This is a genomic window from Noviherbaspirillum galbum, assembly GCF_010974945.1.
Classification (GTDB): Bacteria; Pseudomonadota; Gammaproteobacteria; order Burkholderiales; family Burkholderiaceae_D; genus Noviherbaspirillum; species Noviherbaspirillum galbum.
Genome location: NZ_JAAIVB010000007.1, coordinates 38,605 through 56,100, shown reverse-complemented (window position 1 = coordinate 56,100; position 17,496 = coordinate 38,605). Strand labels below are relative to the sequence as shown.

Genomic DNA, 17,496 nt, shown 5'->3' with positions numbered 1-17,496 from the left:
GATCTCGGCCATCAACTCGAACGACCTGCAGTCGCTCAAGACCAGCCAGATCGCCGCGCTGACGACCGCGCAGGTTGCTACCGGCTTGACGACTGACCAGATTGGCCAGCTCAAGAGCGCCCAGATTGCTGCGCTGACCACCGCGCAAGTGCAGGGCATGACGACCGACCAGATCGTCGCGCTGGGCACGACGCAAGTGCAGGCACTGGTCTCGAACCAGCTGCAAGCCCTGACGAGCTCGCAGTTCGCTGCGATGGAATCGGTGGACCTGCAAGCTCTGAAGAGCACGCAGATCGCATCGCTGACGACCGCGCAAGTCGCATCGCTGACAACCGACAATGTGGTCGCCTTGTCCAGCACGCAGATCCAGGCACTGACGACAGCACAGATGCAGGCGCTGACCTCGGCCCAGATCGCCAACATGGAAACGGTCGATCTGCAAGCCTTGAAGACCAGCCAGATCGCCGCGCTCACGACGGACCAGGTACAGAAGCTGACGACCGACACGATTGCCGCTCTGGCAACGACGCAAGTGCAGGGTCTGACCACCGGTCAGATGCAGGCACTGATCTCGAACCAGATCTCGGCCATTAACTCCACCACCTTGCAGTCGCTCAAGACCAGCCAGATTGCTGCTCTGACGACCGCGCAGGTTGCTACCGGTCTGACGACCGACCAGATCGGCCAGCTCAAGAGCGCTCAGATTGCCGCGCTGACCACTGCGCAAGTGCAAGGCATGACGACCGACCAGATCGTCGCGCTGGGAACGACGCAAGTGCAGGCGCTGGTCTCGAACCAGTTGCAAGCCCTGACGAGCTCGCAGTTTGCCGCGATGGAATCGGTGGATCTGCAAGCCCTGAAGAGCACGCAGATCGCATCGCTGACCACGGCTCAAGTCGCATCGCTGACGACGGACAATGTGGTCGCCTTGTCGAGCACGCAGATCCAGGCACTGACGACGGCCCAGATGCAAGCCCTGACCTCGGCGCAGATCGCCAACATGGAAACAGTCGACCTGCAGTCGCTCAAGACCAGCCAGATCGCTGCCCTGACGACCGACCAGGTACAAAAGCTGACGACCGACACGATCGCCGCTTTGGCAACCGCCCAGGTGCAGGGTCTGACCACCGGCCAGATGCAGGCACTGATCTCGAACCAGATCTCGGCCATCAACTCGAACGACCTGCAATCGCTCAAGACCAGCCAGATCGCCGCGCTGACGACCGCACAGGTTGCTACCGGCTTGACGACCGACCAGATCGGCCAGCTCAAGAGCGCTCAGATTGCCGCGCTGACTACCGCGCAAGTGCAAGGCATGACGACCGACCAGATCGTCGCGCTGGGAACGACGCAAGTGCAGGCGCTGGTCTCGAACCAGCTGCAAGCCCTGACGAGCTCGCAGTTCGCCGCGATGGAATCAGTGGACCTGCAAGCTCTGAAGAGCACGCAGATCGCAGCGCTCACCACGGCTCAAGTCGCATCGCTGACCACCGACAACATCGTCGCCCTGTCGAGCACGCAGGTCCAGTCGCTGACGACGGCCCAGATGCAAGCCTTGACCTCGGCCCAGATCGCCAACATGGAGACGGTCGATCTGCAAGCACTGAAGACCAGCCAGATCGCTGCCTTGACGACCGACCAGGTGCAGAAACTGACGACCGATACGATTGCCGCTTTGGCAACCGCCCAGGTACAAGGTCTGACCACCGGCCAGATGCAGGCACTGATCTCGAACCAGATCTCGGCCATCAACTCGAACGACCTGCAGTCGCTCAAGACCAGCCAGATCGCTGCACTGACGACCGCGCAGATCGCCACCGGTCTGACGACCGACCAGATCGGCCAGCTGAAGAGCGCTCAGATTGCCGCGCTGACCACCGCGCAAGTGCAGGGCATGACGACCGACCAGATCGTCGCGCTGGGAACGACGCAAGTGCAGGCACTGGTCTCGAACCAGCTGCAAGCCCTGACGAGCTCGCAGTTCGCCGCGATGGAATCGGTGGACCTGCAAGCCCTGAAGAGCACGCAGATCGCATCGCTGACCACGGCTCAAGTCGCAGCGCTGACGACGGACAATGTGGTCGCCTTGTCGAGCACGCAGATCCAGGCACTGACGACGGCACAGATGCAAGCCCTGACCTCAGCGCAGATCGCCAACATGGAGACGGTCGACCTGCAGTCGCTCAAGACCAGCCAGATCGCCGCTCTGACGACGACGCAGATCCAAGCGTTGACCACTGACACGATCGCCGCGCTGGCAACCACACAGGTGCAGGGTCTGACCACCGGCCAGATGCAGGCACTGATCTCCAACCAGATCTCGGCCATCAACTCGAACGACCTGCAGTCGCTCAAGACCAGTCAGATCGCCGCGCTGACGACCGCGCAGATCGCCACCGGTCTGACGACCGACCAGATCGGCCAGCTGAAGAGCGCTCAGATTGCCGCGCTGACCACCGCGCAAGTGCAGGGCATGACGACCGACCAGATCGTCGCGCTGGGCACGGTGCAGGTGCAGGCGCTGGTGTCGAACCAGTTGCAAGCCCTGACGAGCTCGCAGTTCGCCGCGATGGAATCGGTGGACCTGCAAGCCCTGAAGAGCACGCAGATCGCATCGCTGACCACGGCTCAAGTCGCAGCGCTGACGACGGACAATGTGGTCGCCTTGTCGAGCACGCAGATCCAGTCGCTGACCACGGCGCAGATGCAAGCCCTGACATCGTCGCAATTCGCCGCGATGGAGACGGTGGACCTGCAGTCGCTCAAGACCAGCCAGCTTGCTGCTCTGACGACGACGCAGATCCAGGCATTGACGACGGACACGATCGTCAATCTGGCAAGCACGCAGATCCAGGCGCTGACGACTTCGCAGGTCACCGCCTTGACCAGCGCCCAGTTCGCCGCGATGGAAACGGCCGATCTGAAGGCACTGAGGACGAGCCAGATCGTCGCGCTGACGACCGACCAGGTTCGTGCGCTGACGACGGATGCCGTGGCGGCCCTGACGACAACCCAGGTGTTCGCGCTGACCAGCTCGCAGATCGCGGCCTTGACGACTGACCAGGTGCCGCAGCTGCACCTTGCCAGCCCGATCGTGCTCGACCTGAACGGCGATGGCGTGAAAACGCTGGGCATCACCGAGGGCGTCCAGTTTGACGTGTTCGCGACCGGCAACAAGGTCGACACGGGCTGGGTTGCCAAGGATGACGGCCTGCTGGTACTCGACCGTAACCACAACGGCAGCATCGACGACGGTTCGGAGTTGTTCGGTACCTCGACCAAGCTGGCGGACGGTTCCAGTGCGAAGGACGGCTATGCCGCGCTGCGCGAACTGGATACCAACGGCGATGGCGTGATCGACAGCTCGGATGCGGCCTTCAAGGACCTGCGTGTCTGGGTGGACGGCAATGGTGACGGCGTCAGCCAGGCGAGCGAGTTGAAGACGCTCGATGAACTGAAGATCGCAAGCATCAGCACGACGGCAACCAAGTCGAGCGCCAAGGACAACGGCAACCTGATCGGCCTGACGTCGAGCTTCACGACGACGGACGGCAGCACGCATGACACGGCCGACGTCTGGTTCGTGGCTGACAAGTCGTCGTCCGGCAGCCTAGGCAGCAACGTGGGCAGCCTGGTGCAGGCGATGAACGGCTTCGACAGCGCCAGCGAGGCAACGGTCAGCACGCCGAAGCTGGAAGCGCCTGATCTGAACGGCAGCCAGGTCGCCGCGAACGTGAACGGCATGGTCGATGTGTTGAAGCAGTTCGACGCGAACGGCAAGGCCCTGGGTGCACCGACGGATATTGCGTCGGCGGCGGAATCGCTTAGCAAGTCCCTGCAACAGCAGCCGGCGGGGTTCCTGACGGTTGGCGGGAAATAAGCCTGCCTAGCCAGTAGGGTCAGGCACGCACGAGAGGGCGGCAAGGCTGGAAAGTCTTGTCGCCCTTGATTTTTGCGGCGTACCGGGAAGATCAGTAAAACAACGACGGATTTATCGGTCTGTTTGCGGGTTGCCTTGCAGAAATGCGACTTACACTTCGACTATCGGAAAATTTATTTGCAAGAAGCCATGAGTAGCCGGCAAGGATGAGCTGCAAGGCGTTCCCGCCTCATGGAACCCGGTGTCAGAGAAAGTGAAAACAGGCGAACAAGGCTGAAGGGGGCCGCGCCGCAAGAGCAGAATCCGAAGATGAAGCGTGATCAATTTCCTCACACCGCAATTCAGTGCCTGACCGCCATTGCGCGGCATCACGGGGTTCAGGTTAACCCCGAGCGCCTGATAGAGCAGAATGCGCTTGGCGCCGAGGAGCCGACCGAGGGCCAGTTGCTCAGGATGGCAACGGAGCTGGGACTCAAGGCGCAGGCGCGTTCCCTGACATGGAAGGGGCTGCTCGCACAGAGCGGCGTGTTTCCCCTGCTGGCGCGCATGAACGACGGTCATTGCGTGATCGTCGTCGGCGCGAAAACGGATGGCGACGCCAATGCCAAGGAAGCAAGCAAGCCGTCAGGCGGCAAGGTGGCGATCCTCGATCCGATCAAGAGCCAGGCCACTGTCACTTTGATGGAAGAAGCCGAATTCTGCCTGGGGTGGAGCGGCAAGCTGGTCTTCCTCAAGCGCCAGCACGCCATGTCCGATGCCAGCCAGCCATTTGGACTGCGGTGGTTCATTCCCGAAATCCTCAAGCAGAAATCCGCCTTTCGCGACATCGCGCTCGCCGCGGTAGCAGTCAACTTGCTGGCGCTGGCGTCGCCGATGTTCTTCCAGCTCGTCATCGACAAGGTGCTCGTGCATCAGAGCTCCTCCACGCTCTGGGTGCTGGGAATCGGGATAATCATGGCCCTGGTGTTCGATGCCACCTTCGGATACCTGCGGCAGATGCTGACGCTCTCCGCCACCAACCGCATCGACATCCGGCTTACCCGGCGCACCTTCGCGCATCTGCTTTCGCTTCCCATCGATTACTTCGAGACGACGTCGGCCGGCGTCGTGGTGCGTCACATGCAGCAGCTCGAACGCATCCGCGGCTTCCTCACCGGCAGGCTCTTCTTTACTGCGCTCGACTGCACGGCGCTCGTCATCTTCCTGCCCATCCTGTTCACCTATTCGGTCAAGCTGGCGATGCTGGTGTTGTTCTTCACCGTGCTGATCGGCGGCATCGTGGCCGCGCTGGTGCCGACTTTCCAGGGGCGGCTGAACCAGCTCTACACGGCCGAGGGCAAACGCCAGGCGCTGCTGGTGGAAACCATCCATGGCATGCGCACCGTCAAGGCGCTTGCCATCGAGCCGACCCAGCGCAAGAACTGGGACCAGCGTTCGGCGGACGCCATCAACATGCACTTCCGGGTCGGACAGATTTCCATCACCGGCAATGCGATCACCGATTTTCTCGGCAAGCTGCTGCCGGTCGTCATCATCATCATCGGCGCACAGGATGTCTTCAACCAAACTTTGTCGGTCGGCGCGCTGATCGCGTTCCAGATGCTGTCCGGCCGCGTGGTGCAGCCCCTGATCGCCATCGTCGGACTCGTGAACGAATACCAGGAAACCGCGCTGTCGGTACGCATGCTCGGCGAAGTGATGAATCGGCCGTCGGAAGGGCGCGGCACCACCGGCGGTCTGCGTCCGCAGCTCAAGGGAGAAATACGTTTCGAGGACGTGACCTTCCGTTATCCCGGCGCGGCTCACACCGCCCTCGACAGGGCCAGGTTCACGATTCCGTCCGGCTCGGTCGTGGGCATCGTGGGACGCAGCGGGTCGGGCAAGACAACCGTCACCAAGCTGATCCAGGGACTTTACAACGCCCAGGAAGGCTTGATCCGCTTCGACGGCATCGATGCGCGAGAGATTGACCTGTCGCACCTGCGCCGGCAGGTCGGCGTGGTGTTGCAGGAAAATTTCCTGTTCCGCGGCACGGTGCGTGAAAACATCGCCGCCACCAAGCCTGATGCGTCGTTCGAGGAAATCGTGGCATCGGCGCAGGCCGCCGGCGCGGATGAATTCATCGAGCGGCTCCCGCATGGCTATGACACGCTGCTCGAAGAGAACGCTTCCAACCTGAGCGGCGGACAGAAACAGCGCTTGTCCATTGCCCGCTCGCTGCTGGCCCAGCCGCGCATTCTCATCCTGGACGAAGCCGCCAGCGCGCTCGACCCGGAAAGCGAGGCCATTTTCATCCGCAATCTTTCCCGTATCGCCGTCGGCCGCACCGTCGTCATGATTTCGCATCGCCTGTCGACGCTGGTGAATGCCGATGCCATCCTCGTCATGCAGCGCGGCAGCCTGATGGACGCAGGCCGCCATGAGGAATTGCTTGCGCGCTGCTCTACCTACCAACAGCTATGGAACCAGCAGACAAGCCATTTGTAGAGCTCGCACGCCGGCGGAAGAAGGAGCGGGCGGAAGCGACGGTCACGGAATTCCTGCCGGATGCCGACGAGCTGGAGCGGCGGCCGCTGCCTCCTTATCTACGCTATACCCTGCACATCATGCTGGCCGTGCTGGTGAGCTTCGTGATCTGGGCATGCCTGGCCGAGATCGAACAAATCGTGGTGGCGCGCGGGAAGCTGATCACCCACCTGCCGAACGTGGTCGTGCAGCCGCTGGAAACCTCCATCATCCAAAGCATCGACGTGCGCGTCGGCCAGGTGGTCAAGAAAGGAGACCGTCTTGCCACGCTGGATGCAACCTTCGCCAATGCCGACGAAGCGCAGTTGCGCAGCCGCCTTTCCAGCCTGGATACGCAGATCAAGACCATTGAAACCGAATTGACCGGCGGCAGCGCGGCGGCCGGTTCGGTTAATGCCGACGGCAAGCTGCAGGCCATGCTCTCCGAGGAGCGCCAGGCCAATCTTCGTGCACAGCAGTTCAAGCTCAACGAAAACATCGCCCGGCTCCATGCCTCTCTGGAAACCAATCGCCATGACCAGACCGTGCTCGACGCCCGCGTCAAGTCGCTGCGGGAAATAGAAGCCATGCAAGAGCGCTTGCTGCAACAGAACTTCGGCGCGCGCGCAAATTACCTGGCGGCTCAGGAAAAGCGCCTGGAGGTGGAGCGCGACCTGCAGACGGCACGCTACCGCGAACAGGAAATCAAGCGTGAGCTCGGCGCCGCCGAAGCAGACCGCTCCGCCTTCAGCAAAGGCTGGCGGCAAAAGATGATGGAAGACCTTCTGGCCATCTCGCGCGAACGCGACAGCATCAACGAACAGCTGACCAAGGCCGACAAGCGCAACAAGCTGGTTACGCTGACTGCGCCGCAGGATGCGGTCGTGCTGAATATCGCAAAGCTCTCGCAAGGCTCGGTGGTAAAGGAGGCCGAACAACTCTTCACGCTGGTGCCGCTGGGCGGTCCGCTGGAAGCGGAAGTGCAGATCGATTCCCTCGATGTCGGCTACGTCAAGGCGCGCGACCGGGTGCATCTCAAGTTCGATGCCTTTCCATTCCAGCGTCATGGCACGGCGGAAGGTGCGGTGCGAAACATCAGCGAAGACGCGTTCAAGCGCGACACGCCCGCCGCTGCCGGAACAGATTCCTTCTATCTCGGCCAGATCGATTTCAAGGCCGACCAGTTGAAGAACATGAGCAACAAATCACGCCTGCTGCCCGGTATGTCGCTGGCGGCGGAAATCGTGGTTGGCAGGCGCACCGTCATGTCCTACCTCATGTGGCCGCTGACAAAAGGCCTCGACGAGGCGATCCGCGAGCCGTAACGCGAACAAGAGCAGGTTTTCCAATCTGTTCCGGGCTTCTTTTGCGGCAGGCGGGGGAATAATGAATAAGAAAAACTGGCACCCCGAGTCACTCCGGCGCGCCGGTCGATGCACAACGACCTGGGCAAAAACATGTTGAACGACAAGACTATCCTGATCACCGGCGGCACCGGTTCCTTCGGCAAGCAGTACGTGAAGACGCTGCTCGCGCGGTTCAAACCGAAAAAGATCATCATCTATTCGCGGGATGAGCTGAAGCAGTATGAAATGGCCCAGGTGTACAACGATGAACGGATGCGCTACTTCATCGGCGACGTTCGCGACCAGGCCCGCCTGAAGCAGGCCATGGACGGCGTGGACTACGTCATCCACGCGGCTGCGCTCAAGCATGTCCCCGTCGCGGAATACAACCCGATGGAGTGCATCAAGACCAACATCTACGGCGCCGAAAACGTCATCCAGGCGGCGCTTCAGACCGGCGTTCATCGCGTGATCGCCCTGTCGACCGACAAGGCAGCCAGCCCGATCAATCTCTACGGCGCCACCAAGCTCGCATCCGACAAGCTTTTCGTTGCCGCCAACAACATCGTCGGCAACCGCTCGACGCGTTTTGCGGTTGTCAGGTACGGCAACGTGGTCGGTTCCCGCGGATCGGTCGTGCCGTTCTTCCAAAAGCTGCTGGACGAAGGCGCGAAGGAACTGCCGATCACCGACGAGCGCATGACCCGCTTCTGGATCACCCTGCAGGATGGCGTCGATTTCGTGATCAAGAATTTCCAGCGCATGCATGGCGGCGAAATCTTCATTCCCAAGATTCCATCGGCAACGATCACCGATCTGGCCAAGGCCATGGCCCCTGATCTGCCGACGAAGATCATCGGCATCCGCCCCGGCGAGAAGCTGCATGAAGTCATGTGCCCGGCGGACGATTCCCACCTGACGCTCGAGTTCCACGATCATTATGTGATCAAGCCTTCCATCAGCTTCACTACCAGTTCCGATTATTCGGTGAACAATCTCGGCGAAACCGGCAAGCCGGTCGTGCAGGGATTCGAATATAACTCCGGCACCAATTCGGCATTCTTCACCGTTCCCGAGATTCGCGAACTGATCACGCGGGCAATGAGATGATTCCTTACGGCCGCCAATCGATCGATGATGATGATGTCCGTGCGGTCGAGGAGGTCTTGCGCTCCGACTGGCTGACCCAAGGCCCCGCGATCGATCGCTTCGAACAGGCGCTCGCCGAATACTGCGGCGCTGCGTATGCCGTCGCGGTCTGCAATGCCACGGCGGCGCTGCACATCGCCTGCCTCGCGCTCGGCGTCGGCGAAGGCGACATCGTGTGGACCTCGCCCAATACCTTCGTCGCCTCGGCGAACTGCGCCCGTTATTGCGGCGCCACCATCGGGTTCGTCGACATCGATCCGCGCACCTACAACATGAGCGTGTCGTCGCTCGAAGACCAGTTGCGGCACGCCAGGGCGGTGAATGCGCTGCCCAAGGTCGTCATTCCAGTGCATTTCGCCGGCCAGTCCTGCGACATGCAGGCCATCCATGCTCTGTCGCAGGAATACGGTTTCCGCATCATCGAGGATGCTTCCCATGCGGTGGGAGCGGATTATCTCGATGGCAAGGTCGGCGACTGCCGCTATAGCGACATGACCGTGTTCAGCTTTCACCCGGTCAAGATCCTGACCACGGCGGAAGGCGGCATGGTGCTGACCAACCGCCCGGAACTTTGCGATGCCTTGCGCCGCCTGCGCTCGCACGGCATCACCCGCGATCCGGCGGCGATGGAAAAGAAGGATGAAGGCCCCTGGTACTACGAGCAGATCGAACTCGGCTACAACTACCGGATGACCGACCTGCAGGCGGCGCTCGGACTGAGCCAGTTGCGCCGTTTGCCGGAATTCGTCGCACGCCGCCGCGCGCTTGCGCGCCGCTACGATGCGATGCTCGCCGGCTTGCCTCTGCGCACCCCTTACCAGGCGCCGGATGGCGTATCGGCCTTCCATCTCTATCCAGTCTGGATCGACGAGGAAAAGGCGGGACGCAGCCGCAGGGCGGTGTTCGACGATCTGCGCGCGCGCGGCATCGGCGTCAACGTGCTTTACATTCCCGTGCCGCTCCAGCCCGATTACCGGAAACTCGGTTTCGCGGAAGGCCAGTTCCCGGAAGCGGAGCGCTATTACCGCGGCGCGATCAGCCTGCCGCTTTATTTTTCTCTGAGCGACGAACAGCAGGACCAGGTCGTCGCGGCGGTCAAGGGAGCCTTGTCGTGAGGATCGCAGTCATACCGGCCCGGGGCGGCAGCAAGCGCATTCCGCGCAAGAACATCAAAGAGTTCGCTGGCAAGCCGATGATTGCCTATGCCATCGGCGCTGCCTTTGAATGCGGGCTGTTCGAACACGTCGTGGTCACCACGGATGACGACGAGATTGCCGGCATCGCACGCGGCCTCGGTGCGGAAGTGCCTTTCAAGCGACCGGCCGAATTGTCGGATGATCATGCCGGCACGGTCCCCGTGATCGCCCATGCGATCGATGCCTGCGCATCGCTTGGCTGGGACGTCCGCGTCGCCTGCTGCATTTATCCCGGCGTACCGCTGATCCAGGTCGACGATTTGCGCGACACCTGCAAGATGCTGGAAGAGGGCGGGGCGGACTATGCCTTTACCGTGACCAGCTTTCCCGCCGCCATCCAGCGCGCCCTGAAGCGGGGAGCGGATGGCCGCATGGCGCCGTTCTACCCGGAGTTCGTGCGGACCCGAACCCAGGACCTGGAACCCGGGTATTACGACGCAGGCCAGTTCTACTGGGGAACGGTGGACGCCTGGCGTAGCGGCCGGTCGCCGCACCAGGCAGGGAAGGGCCTGGTCATCCCCGAGTGGCGTGCGGTAGATATCGATACGCCGGACGATTGGGCACGCGCCGAAGTGCTGTACCGCATGATCAACCGGCGTGACGCCGGCTAGAAAGGCAAGGCATGCTTGCCGTCATTCGTACCGACGCTTCCTTGAAAATCGGCTCCGGGCATGTCATGCGCTGCCTGACGCTGGCCGACCAGTTGCGTCTTGGCGGCGCGGAAGTCATTTTCATATCACGTCTGCATCCCGGGCACCTTTGCGACCTCGTCGCCGGCAAGGACTATCCGGTCGTCCGGCTTCCGTCGGGCAACGATGAGATATCCGGCGATCTTTTCCATTCGGGCTGGCTTGGCGTCTCCCAGCAGCATGACGCCGAAGAAACCATTTCCGCCCTGGCGAAGATGGGTGGTTGCGACTGGCTGATCGCCGACCACTACGGCATCGATGCCCGCTGGGAATCGGCGGCTCGAAAGCATGCCAGGCACCTGCTCGTGCTGGACGACCTGGCGGACCGAAGCCATCAATGCGATCTGCTTCTCGATCAAGGGATGAATCCCGGCATGGATCATCGCTATGCGGGCATGGTGCCCGCCGCCTGCGGTATGCTGACCGGTCCGGCTTATGCGCTGCTGCGTCCGGAATTCGCGCAAGCGCGCAAGACCCTGCGGACGCGCGACGGCACGATCAGGCGCATCTTCGTGTTCTTCGGCGGCATCGATGCCGACAATGAGACCGGCAAAGCCTTGCTCGCCATCGCACACGCCGGCAGCCCCGAGGTTGCGGTGGACGTCGTGATCGGCAGGGCAAATCCCCATGCCGCCGCGCTTGAGGCGCAGTGCGCCGACTTGCCGGGAGCGATCCTGTACCGGCAGGTCGACAACATCGCCGAACTGATGGCAAGGGCGGACCTCGCCATCGGCGCAGGCGGCGGCGCGATGCTGGAACGCTGCTGCCTTGGCTTGCCCAGCCTGCTGATCAGCGTCGCAGCCAACCAGGAACCTGGCAGCGAGGCGGCCGCGCGCAGCGGCAACGCTCTGTACCTTGGCAGGAGCGCAGATGTCTCCGTCGATCTCATCGCGCAGGCGATCGCCTTGTGTCATGCCAGTCCGGGCCTCCTTGCACATCTCGGGCAGTCGGCATCAGCGCTAGTGGACGGTCATGGCGCGCGCCGCGTCGCAAGACGGCTGCTGGCCGGCGACATCAGCCTCAGGCGCGCCCGTCCGCAAGACTGCGCCGACCTTCATCAATGGCGCAATCACGAAAGCACGCGCCGCTTTTCGGGCGATGGCCAGCCCATCGAGTACGCCGTGCATGCCTCCTGGTTCGAGAAGACGCTCGCCAATCCCGACCGGGTGATCCTTATCGGCGAGCAGGAAGGCCATCCCGTCGGCGTGCTGCGCTATGACCGCGAAGGAACACGGGCGACGGTCTCGGTATATCTGGTGCCCGGCCAGCAGGGAAAGGGGCTGGGACCGGAGCTGCTGCGAAATGGCAATGAATGGATTGCCGGCAACTGGCACGGCGTGGAGGCAATCGACGCCTGGATCAAGCCAGAGAACCATGCTTCCCGCAGCGCTTTCCAGGACGCGGGTTACGAACCCCGGTATGAAATCTATTCCAAGCGAATCAGGAGTCAGGAATGAAAATCGCTCATCGCACCATCGGTCCGGAGGCCGCGCCCTTCGTCATCGCGGAAATGTCCGGCAACCATAACCAGTCGCTCGACCGCGCGCTGGAGATCGTGGAAGCGGCCGCGAAAGCCGGCGCGCACGGCCTCAAGCTGCAAACCTATACTGCCGACACCATGACGCTGCCGATCGACGATGGTGATTTCTTCATCGCCGACAAGAAAAGCCTGTGGCAGGGAACCTCGCTCTACAAGCTGTACCAGCAAGCCTATACGCCGTGGGAATGGCACAAGCCGATTTTCGACCGCGCCCGCGAGCTCGGCATGATTCCATTCAGCACGCCCTTCGACGAAACTGCCGTGGATTTCCTCGAATCGCTGGACGTGCCCTGCTACAAGATCGCATCGTTCGAAAACACCGACCTGCCCCTGATCCGCAAGGTTGCAGCCACCGGCAAGCCGATGATCATTTCGACCGGCATGGCCACGGTGGCCGAACTCGACGAAACCGTGCGGGCGGCGCGCGCCGCCGGCTGCCGCGACCTGATCCTCCTGAAGTGCACCAGCACTTATCCCGCCACGCCGGAAAATACCAACATCCTGACTATTCCGCATTTGCGCGGGCTGTTCGGAACCGAGGTCGGCTTGTCCGACCACACGATGGGAGTCGGCGTGTCGGTCGCCAGCGTGGCGCTGGGTGCGACCGTGATCGAAAAGCACTTCACCCTGGCGCGCGCCGACGGCGGTGTCGATTCGACCTTCTCGCTCGAACCGGCGGAACTCGCCTCGCTGGTGGTCGAAACCGAGCGCGCCTGGCAGAGCCTGGGAACGATCAGCTATGGCGCGACCGCGGCGGAAGAAAAGAGCAAGGCTTACCGCCGTTCCCTGTACGTGGTGGAAGACATCGCCGCAGGCGAGCCGCTGACCAGGGAAAACGTGCGCGCGATCCGTCCGGGTTTCGGCCTGCCTCCCAAGCATATCGAGATGTTCATCGGCAAGCTGGCGGCCAAGGACCTGCGCCGCGGCACTGCGTTGAACTGGGACGCGATTCTCGGCTGACGCTGGACCGACATGGAAACACGCAATCAGCCTGTACGCGTCGCCATCTTCGGCTGCGGCCTGATCGGTTCGGAATGGGATCATGACAGCGATGGCGGTCACCCTGCGAGAACCCACGCGGCGGCCTTCAGCCGCAATGCCGGCAGCCGCATCGTTGCCATGTGCGACCGCGACGCCGCGCGCGCGGAGCGCGCCGCGGTGCGCTGGAATTGCCGCGCGTTCACCGAGCCGGAACGCCTTTTCGCGGCGGTCGGCGTTGACCTGGTGGTGGTCGCCGCATCGAGCGACGCGCGCTGGAGCGTGATCGAACCTGCACTGGCGGCAGGCGTCAGGCTGTTCATCATCGAAAAGCCGCTGGCGACCAGCCTCGAGGAAAGCCAGCGCATTGCTACCGCCCTGGAAGCGGCGGGCGCGCGGGCGATCGTCAATTATTCCCGGCGCTGGGATGTCGCGATGCGCGATTTGCGAGATGCGATCAGGCATGGCGAACTCGGCCGCATCCAGCGATTCGTCGGCTATTATGGAAAAGGTCTGGTCAACAGCGGCTCGCACATGCTGGACCTGGCAGGCTTCCTGTGCGGCGGACGTCCATTGCGCGCGCGGGCGCTCGGCTCGCCGCTGCCTTCCGGCGAATCCGCGTGGTCGCCGACCGGCGACAGGGCGTTCGACGCGCAGGTCGTCTTCGGCAATGATGGCGATGATGGCAAAGAGATCGAACTCAGCCTGCTCGGCACCGACTGCAGCGCCTTTACCTGCTTTGAGCTGCGGATCATCGGCACCAAGGCCATCGTCGAGATGTCGCAGGGCGGGCGGCGACTGTTGCGTACGCCGGTCACGGAAGACCCGAACTTTCCGGGCTACCGGATCCCGGGCGATGCGCAGCCGATCGCATCCGGCCTGCTCGATGCCATGCAGCTGATGGCCGACGAAGCGGTGATGCTGGCAAACGGCGCGCTCGACCATCCGGCCTGCGACGCGCAGACGGCCTTGCGCACCGCGATGGCGGTGGAAGCGGTTAAACAGTCCGACCGGCAAGGCGGCCAATGGATGAGCATTGGCGAATGAATAGTGAATCAGGGAGAAAGAACATGGCGAAATTGGCAATTGCCGGCGGCACGCCGCTGCGCACCGCGGAATTCAAGATGCGCCGCACCATGGGCGAAGAGGAGCGCCGCGCCGTCCTCGACGTCATGGCGAGCGACAACCTGTCCGCCTTCTTCGGCAGCCCCGGAGACCAGTGGCTGGGCGGCGAGAAAGTCAAGGAATTCGAGCATAAGTGGGCGCGCAAATACGGATTCAAGCATGCAATATCGGTCAATTCCGCCACCACGGCGCTGACCACCGCGATCGGCGCGGTCGGCGTCGAACCTGGCGATGAAGTCATCGTTTCGCCATACACGATGTCGGCAAGCGCCACATCGGCCTTGTTCTATGGCGGCATCCCGGTCTTCGCCGACATCGATCCGGAAACCTTCAACATCACGGCGGAGACCATCGAGAGGTGCATCACCTCGCGTACCAAGGCCATCATGGTGGTGCACATCTTCGGCCAGGCCGCGGACATGGATCCCATCATGGCGCTGGCGCGCAAGCATGGCCTGAAGGTGATCGAGGATGCGGCGCAGGCCCCGGGCGTGTACTACAAGGGGCGGCCGGTCGGCACGCTGGGCGACATCGGCAGCTTCAGCCTGAACTACCACAAGCATATCCATACGGGCGAAGGCGGCATGCTGGTCACGAACGACGGCCAGCTGGCCTTGCGCTGCCAGATGATCCGCAACCATGCGGAAAACCTCGTCGAGGCCTACCAGCCGGAAAGCTTGTCCAACATGGTAGGTTCGAATTACCGCCTGACCGAATTGCAGGCGGCGATCGGCTGCGTGCAGCTCGACAGGCTGGACGCCTACCTCGCGCACCGCCAGCGCCTGGCGGACCATCTGAGCAGGCGCCTGTCCGGGCTCGATGGCGTTTCTCCGCCCAAGCTCGCCGAGGGCGCGGGACATGCCTACTATGTCTATCCGATTCTTTACCATCCCGAAGCCGTGGGCGTGCCGCGCGAGCGCTTCGTGCGCGCTGTCAATGCGGAATTGCCGCCGGCCGGCCACGCCGAACAGAAGGGCCTGATCGAAGCCTATGTGCGTCCCTTGTACCTCGCCCAGGTCTACCAGAAGAAAATCGCCATCGGCAGCAAGGGCTTCCCGTGGACGATGAATCCGGACGTCGACTACCGCTACGAGAAGGGCACGTGCCCGGTCGTGGAACGCATGCATGAACGGCAGATGATGCTGACGCCGCTGGTGCGCGAGCCGCTGCACGAGCGCGACATGGATGATCTCGCGGACGCCATCGCCAAGGTGCTCGACAACAGGGATGAATTGCGCGAGCTGCGGTGATGGCATCGAAGGGCATCATCATCGTGCGGCAAGCCGGATCGGCGGCGGCCTTGCTGCCCGTGGCGGACGAGCTTGCCGAGTCCGAGCCGGATTGCCATCTGACCGTCATTGCCTTTCCGCCGTCGGCGTCGACCTGCCGCGAAATAGCCCGGCGCGCGGATCGGTATGCCTTGCATGTCGTGCAGGACGAAGACGAGGCGCGGGCCCGCTTCCATGAGCAGATCGATAACGCCAGCTTCCTGTTGACGGGCACCTCCGCCGAGGCGGAAGCGGATGCCTATTACTGGCGCGAGGCGCGCAAGCGCGGCGTGGAAAATTTCGGCTATCTCGATCAGTGGGTCAACATCGAGCAACGCTTTCCCGGCATGACGCGCGACGACTGGCCCGACCATCTTGCTGTCCTCGATGAACACGACCTCAAAATGGCGGCATCCATCGCGCCCGAGGGCGTGGCCCTGCATGTATCGGGCAGTCCGGCCTTGGCCAACATCCAGCGCCAGGTCAAGGCGCTGCGCGAAGCTGGCATCCAGGCCGAGCCCGCGCGCATCCTGTTCGCCACCGAACCGGCTGCCGACCTCGATGCCTACCGTGCCATCAACGGTTTCAACGACGAGGACAGTTTCGACTGGGCGGTCGAGCTGGTCCGCCGGCGCCATCCGGGCGCCACCCTGGTATTGCGCCTGCATCCACGCGACGGCCGGGAACGCTGGCTGCCGCGCCTGCCCGGCGACGTTTCCGTCGTGTGGGACGAGCTGAGCCGTGCTGAATCGCTGGCGCGCGCCGGGCTGGTCCTCGGCATGCGTTCGTTCTTCCTGCTAGAGGCGCATGCCTGCGCCATACCGGTCATCAGCCTCCAGCCGCAGCGCAGGACGGCTTGTCCGCTGACCGACGGGCGCATGACCGTCATCACGAACCTAGAGTCCTTGCCATCATGAAATCCGTAGAACAACTCCTGTCACAGGAAGCTGGTGTCCAGCGGCTTGGACTGAATGAACTGCCGCGATACAGCGCATGGCCGCAGCGCTTGCTGGAGGCCGAGGAAGCGGTACGCTATTTCAAAAGCAAGGACGAGATATACCGCGAATACGAGAAGGAAAAATGGTCGTCGCTGCTCGCGGCGATTGAAACCCGGGACGCCGGGCTGGACGAGATCGAGGGCTTGCAGTATCCGAGCGCCAAACCGATTGCCGTTTCCGCCGGCGACGGTTTGTTCCTTGCCCCACCGCTTGTCGTTCGCCAGGCATTGGCCACGCTGATCGGCGATCGCCTGGCGCAAGAGTGCGACGGCGCCGCCGGTATCGCCGAGCTGGGCGCGGGCACCGGGGGACTCGTCGCTCGCATGGCGCGCGATCCACGTTTCGGCGGCATGCGCTTTTATGCCGGCGATTTTTCGCCATCCAGCGTGCGCATCATCGATTACCTGGCAAGGCGGGAAAGACTGGACATCGCATCCGGATTGTTCGACTTCAATGACGTCAGCGCATCGCCGCTGGCGATTCCGGAAAACGCGGTGCTCTTCAGTTCCTTTGCCATCGCATACGCGCAGGCACTGGATTACCGCTTCTGGGAGGCGCTTGCCTTGCGCCGGCCGGCATCCATGCTGCTGTTCGAGCCGATCGTGGAGCATTACCGTCCCGACTCCCTGCTCGGCCTGATGCGCAAGCGCTACTACGAATTCAATGACTACAGCCGAAGGATTCTCGGCTCCCTGCAAGAGGCGGAAGAACGCGGCCTGCTCAGGATCGAGGCGGTCGAAGAGAACCTGCTGGGCGTGAATCCGCTATGCCCGGTGTCGATGATCCGGGCCCGGTTCCATAGATAAACGCGGCGGCAGGCAG

General features: G+C 62.7%; 12 protein-coding genes. All 12 read left to right on the top strand.

What is annotated here, in order from left to right:
• Positions 1-3,880: beta strand repeat-containing protein (locus G3574_RS01125; RefSeq protein ID WP_163960036.1), on the top strand; the 3,880-nt coding region annotated here is incomplete at its 5' end.
• 309 nt (positions 3,881-4,189) lie between these two features.
• Entirely contained in the window at positions 4,190-6,367 is a 2,178-nt protein-coding gene (locus G3574_RS01120; RefSeq protein ID WP_163960034.1) for a peptidase domain-containing ABC transporter, read from the top strand.
• Entirely contained in the window at positions 6,340-7,710 is a 1,371-nt protein-coding gene (locus tag G3574_RS01115; RefSeq protein ID WP_163960032.1) for an HlyD family type I secretion periplasmic adaptor subunit, read from the top strand. The genes G3574_RS01120 and G3574_RS01115 overlap by 28 nt, the downstream gene beginning before the upstream one ends.
• Before the next feature lie 132 nt (positions 7,711-7,842).
• On the top strand, positions 7,843-8,841 hold the full coding sequence (gene pseB / locus G3574_RS01110) for a UDP-N-acetylglucosamine 4,6-dehydratase (inverting) (protein WP_163960030.1): 999 nt from the start codon (positions 7,843-7,845) through the stop codon (positions 8,839-8,841).
• On the top strand, positions 8,838-9,995 hold the full coding sequence (gene pseC, locus G3574_RS01105; protein ID WP_163960028.1) for a UDP-4-amino-4,6-dideoxy-N-acetyl-beta-L-altrosamine transaminase: 1,158 nt from the start codon (positions 8,838-8,840) through the stop codon (positions 9,993-9,995). Before pseB ends, pseC begins: the two co-directional genes overlap by 4 nt.
• The gene (pseF, locus tag G3574_RS01100; protein ID WP_163960026.1) at positions 9,992-10,687 is read left to right on the top strand and encodes a pseudaminic acid cytidylyltransferase; all 696 of its coding nucleotides are present in this window, start codon (positions 9,992-9,994) and stop codon (positions 10,685-10,687) included. Before pseC ends, pseF begins: the two co-directional genes overlap by 4 nt.
• A gap of 11 nt (positions 10,688-10,698) precedes the next feature.
• Positions 10,699-12,222 carry a UDP-2,4-diacetamido-2,4,6-trideoxy-beta-L-altropyranose hydrolase gene (gene pseG, locus G3574_RS01095; RefSeq protein ID WP_163960025.1) on the top strand — a complete coding sequence of 508 codons (1,524 nt, stop codon included), beginning with the start codon at positions 10,699-10,701 and terminating at the stop codon, positions 12,220-12,222.
• Entirely contained in the window at positions 12,219-13,265 is a 1,047-nt protein-coding gene (gene pseI, locus G3574_RS01090) for a pseudaminic acid synthase (RefSeq protein ID WP_163960023.1), read from the top strand. Before pseG ends, pseI begins: the two co-directional genes overlap by 4 nt.
• Positions 13,266-13,277: 12 nt before the next feature.
• The gene (locus G3574_RS01085; protein WP_163960021.1) at positions 13,278-14,330 is read left to right on the top strand and encodes a Gfo/Idh/MocA family protein; all 1,053 of its coding nucleotides are present in this window, start codon (positions 13,278-13,280) and stop codon (positions 14,328-14,330) included.
• Between the two features lie 23 nt (positions 14,331-14,353).
• A complete protein-coding gene (locus G3574_RS01080; protein ID WP_163960020.1) occupies positions 14,354-15,658 on the top strand; it encodes a DegT/DnrJ/EryC1/StrS family aminotransferase in 1,305 nt (434 codons plus the stop codon).
• Positions 15,655-16,593 carry a hypothetical protein gene (locus G3574_RS01075; protein ID WP_163960018.1) on the top strand — a complete coding sequence of 313 codons (939 nt, stop codon included), beginning with the start codon at positions 15,655-15,657 and terminating at the stop codon, positions 16,591-16,593. The genes G3574_RS01080 and G3574_RS01075 overlap by 4 nt, the downstream gene beginning before the upstream one ends.
• The gene (locus G3574_RS01070) at positions 16,590-17,480 is read left to right on the top strand and encodes a class I SAM-dependent methyltransferase (RefSeq protein WP_163960016.1); all 891 of its coding nucleotides are present in this window, start codon (positions 16,590-16,592) and stop codon (positions 17,478-17,480) included. The genes G3574_RS01075 and G3574_RS01070 overlap by 4 nt, the downstream gene beginning before the upstream one ends.
• The last annotated feature ends 16 nt before the right edge of the window (positions 17,481-17,496 follow it).

What these genes read in the sequence shown, in the direction of transcription:
- G3574_RS01120 (WP_163960034.1), top strand. Translation starts at nt 4,190, where the DNA reads ATGAAGCGTGATCAATTTCCTCACACCGCAATTCAGTGCCTGACCGCC.
- G3574_RS01115 (WP_163960032.1), top strand. Translation starts at nt 6,340, where the DNA reads ATGGAACCAGCAGACAAGCCATTTGTAGAGCTCGCACGCCGGCGGAAG.
- pseB (WP_163960030.1), top strand. Translation starts at nt 7,843, where the DNA reads ATGTTGAACGACAAGACTATCCTGATCACCGGCGGCACCGGTTCCTTC.
- pseC (WP_163960028.1), top strand. Translation starts at nt 8,838, where the DNA reads ATGATTCCTTACGGCCGCCAATCGATCGATGATGATGATGTCCGTGCG.
- pseG (WP_163960025.1), top strand. Translation starts at nt 10,699, where the DNA reads ATGCTTGCCGTCATTCGTACCGACGCTTCCTTGAAAATCGGCTCCGGG.
- pseI (WP_163960023.1), top strand. Translation starts at nt 12,219, where the DNA reads ATGAAAATCGCTCATCGCACCATCGGTCCGGAGGCCGCGCCCTTCGTC.
- G3574_RS01085 (WP_163960021.1), top strand. Translation starts at nt 13,278, where the DNA reads ATGGAAACACGCAATCAGCCTGTACGCGTCGCCATCTTCGGCTGCGGC.
- G3574_RS01080 (WP_163960020.1), top strand. Translation starts at nt 14,354, where the DNA reads ATGGCGAAATTGGCAATTGCCGGCGGCACGCCGCTGCGCACCGCGGAA.
- G3574_RS01070 (WP_163960016.1), top strand. Translation starts at nt 16,590, where the DNA reads ATGAAATCCGTAGAACAACTCCTGTCACAGGAAGCTGGTGTCCAGCGG.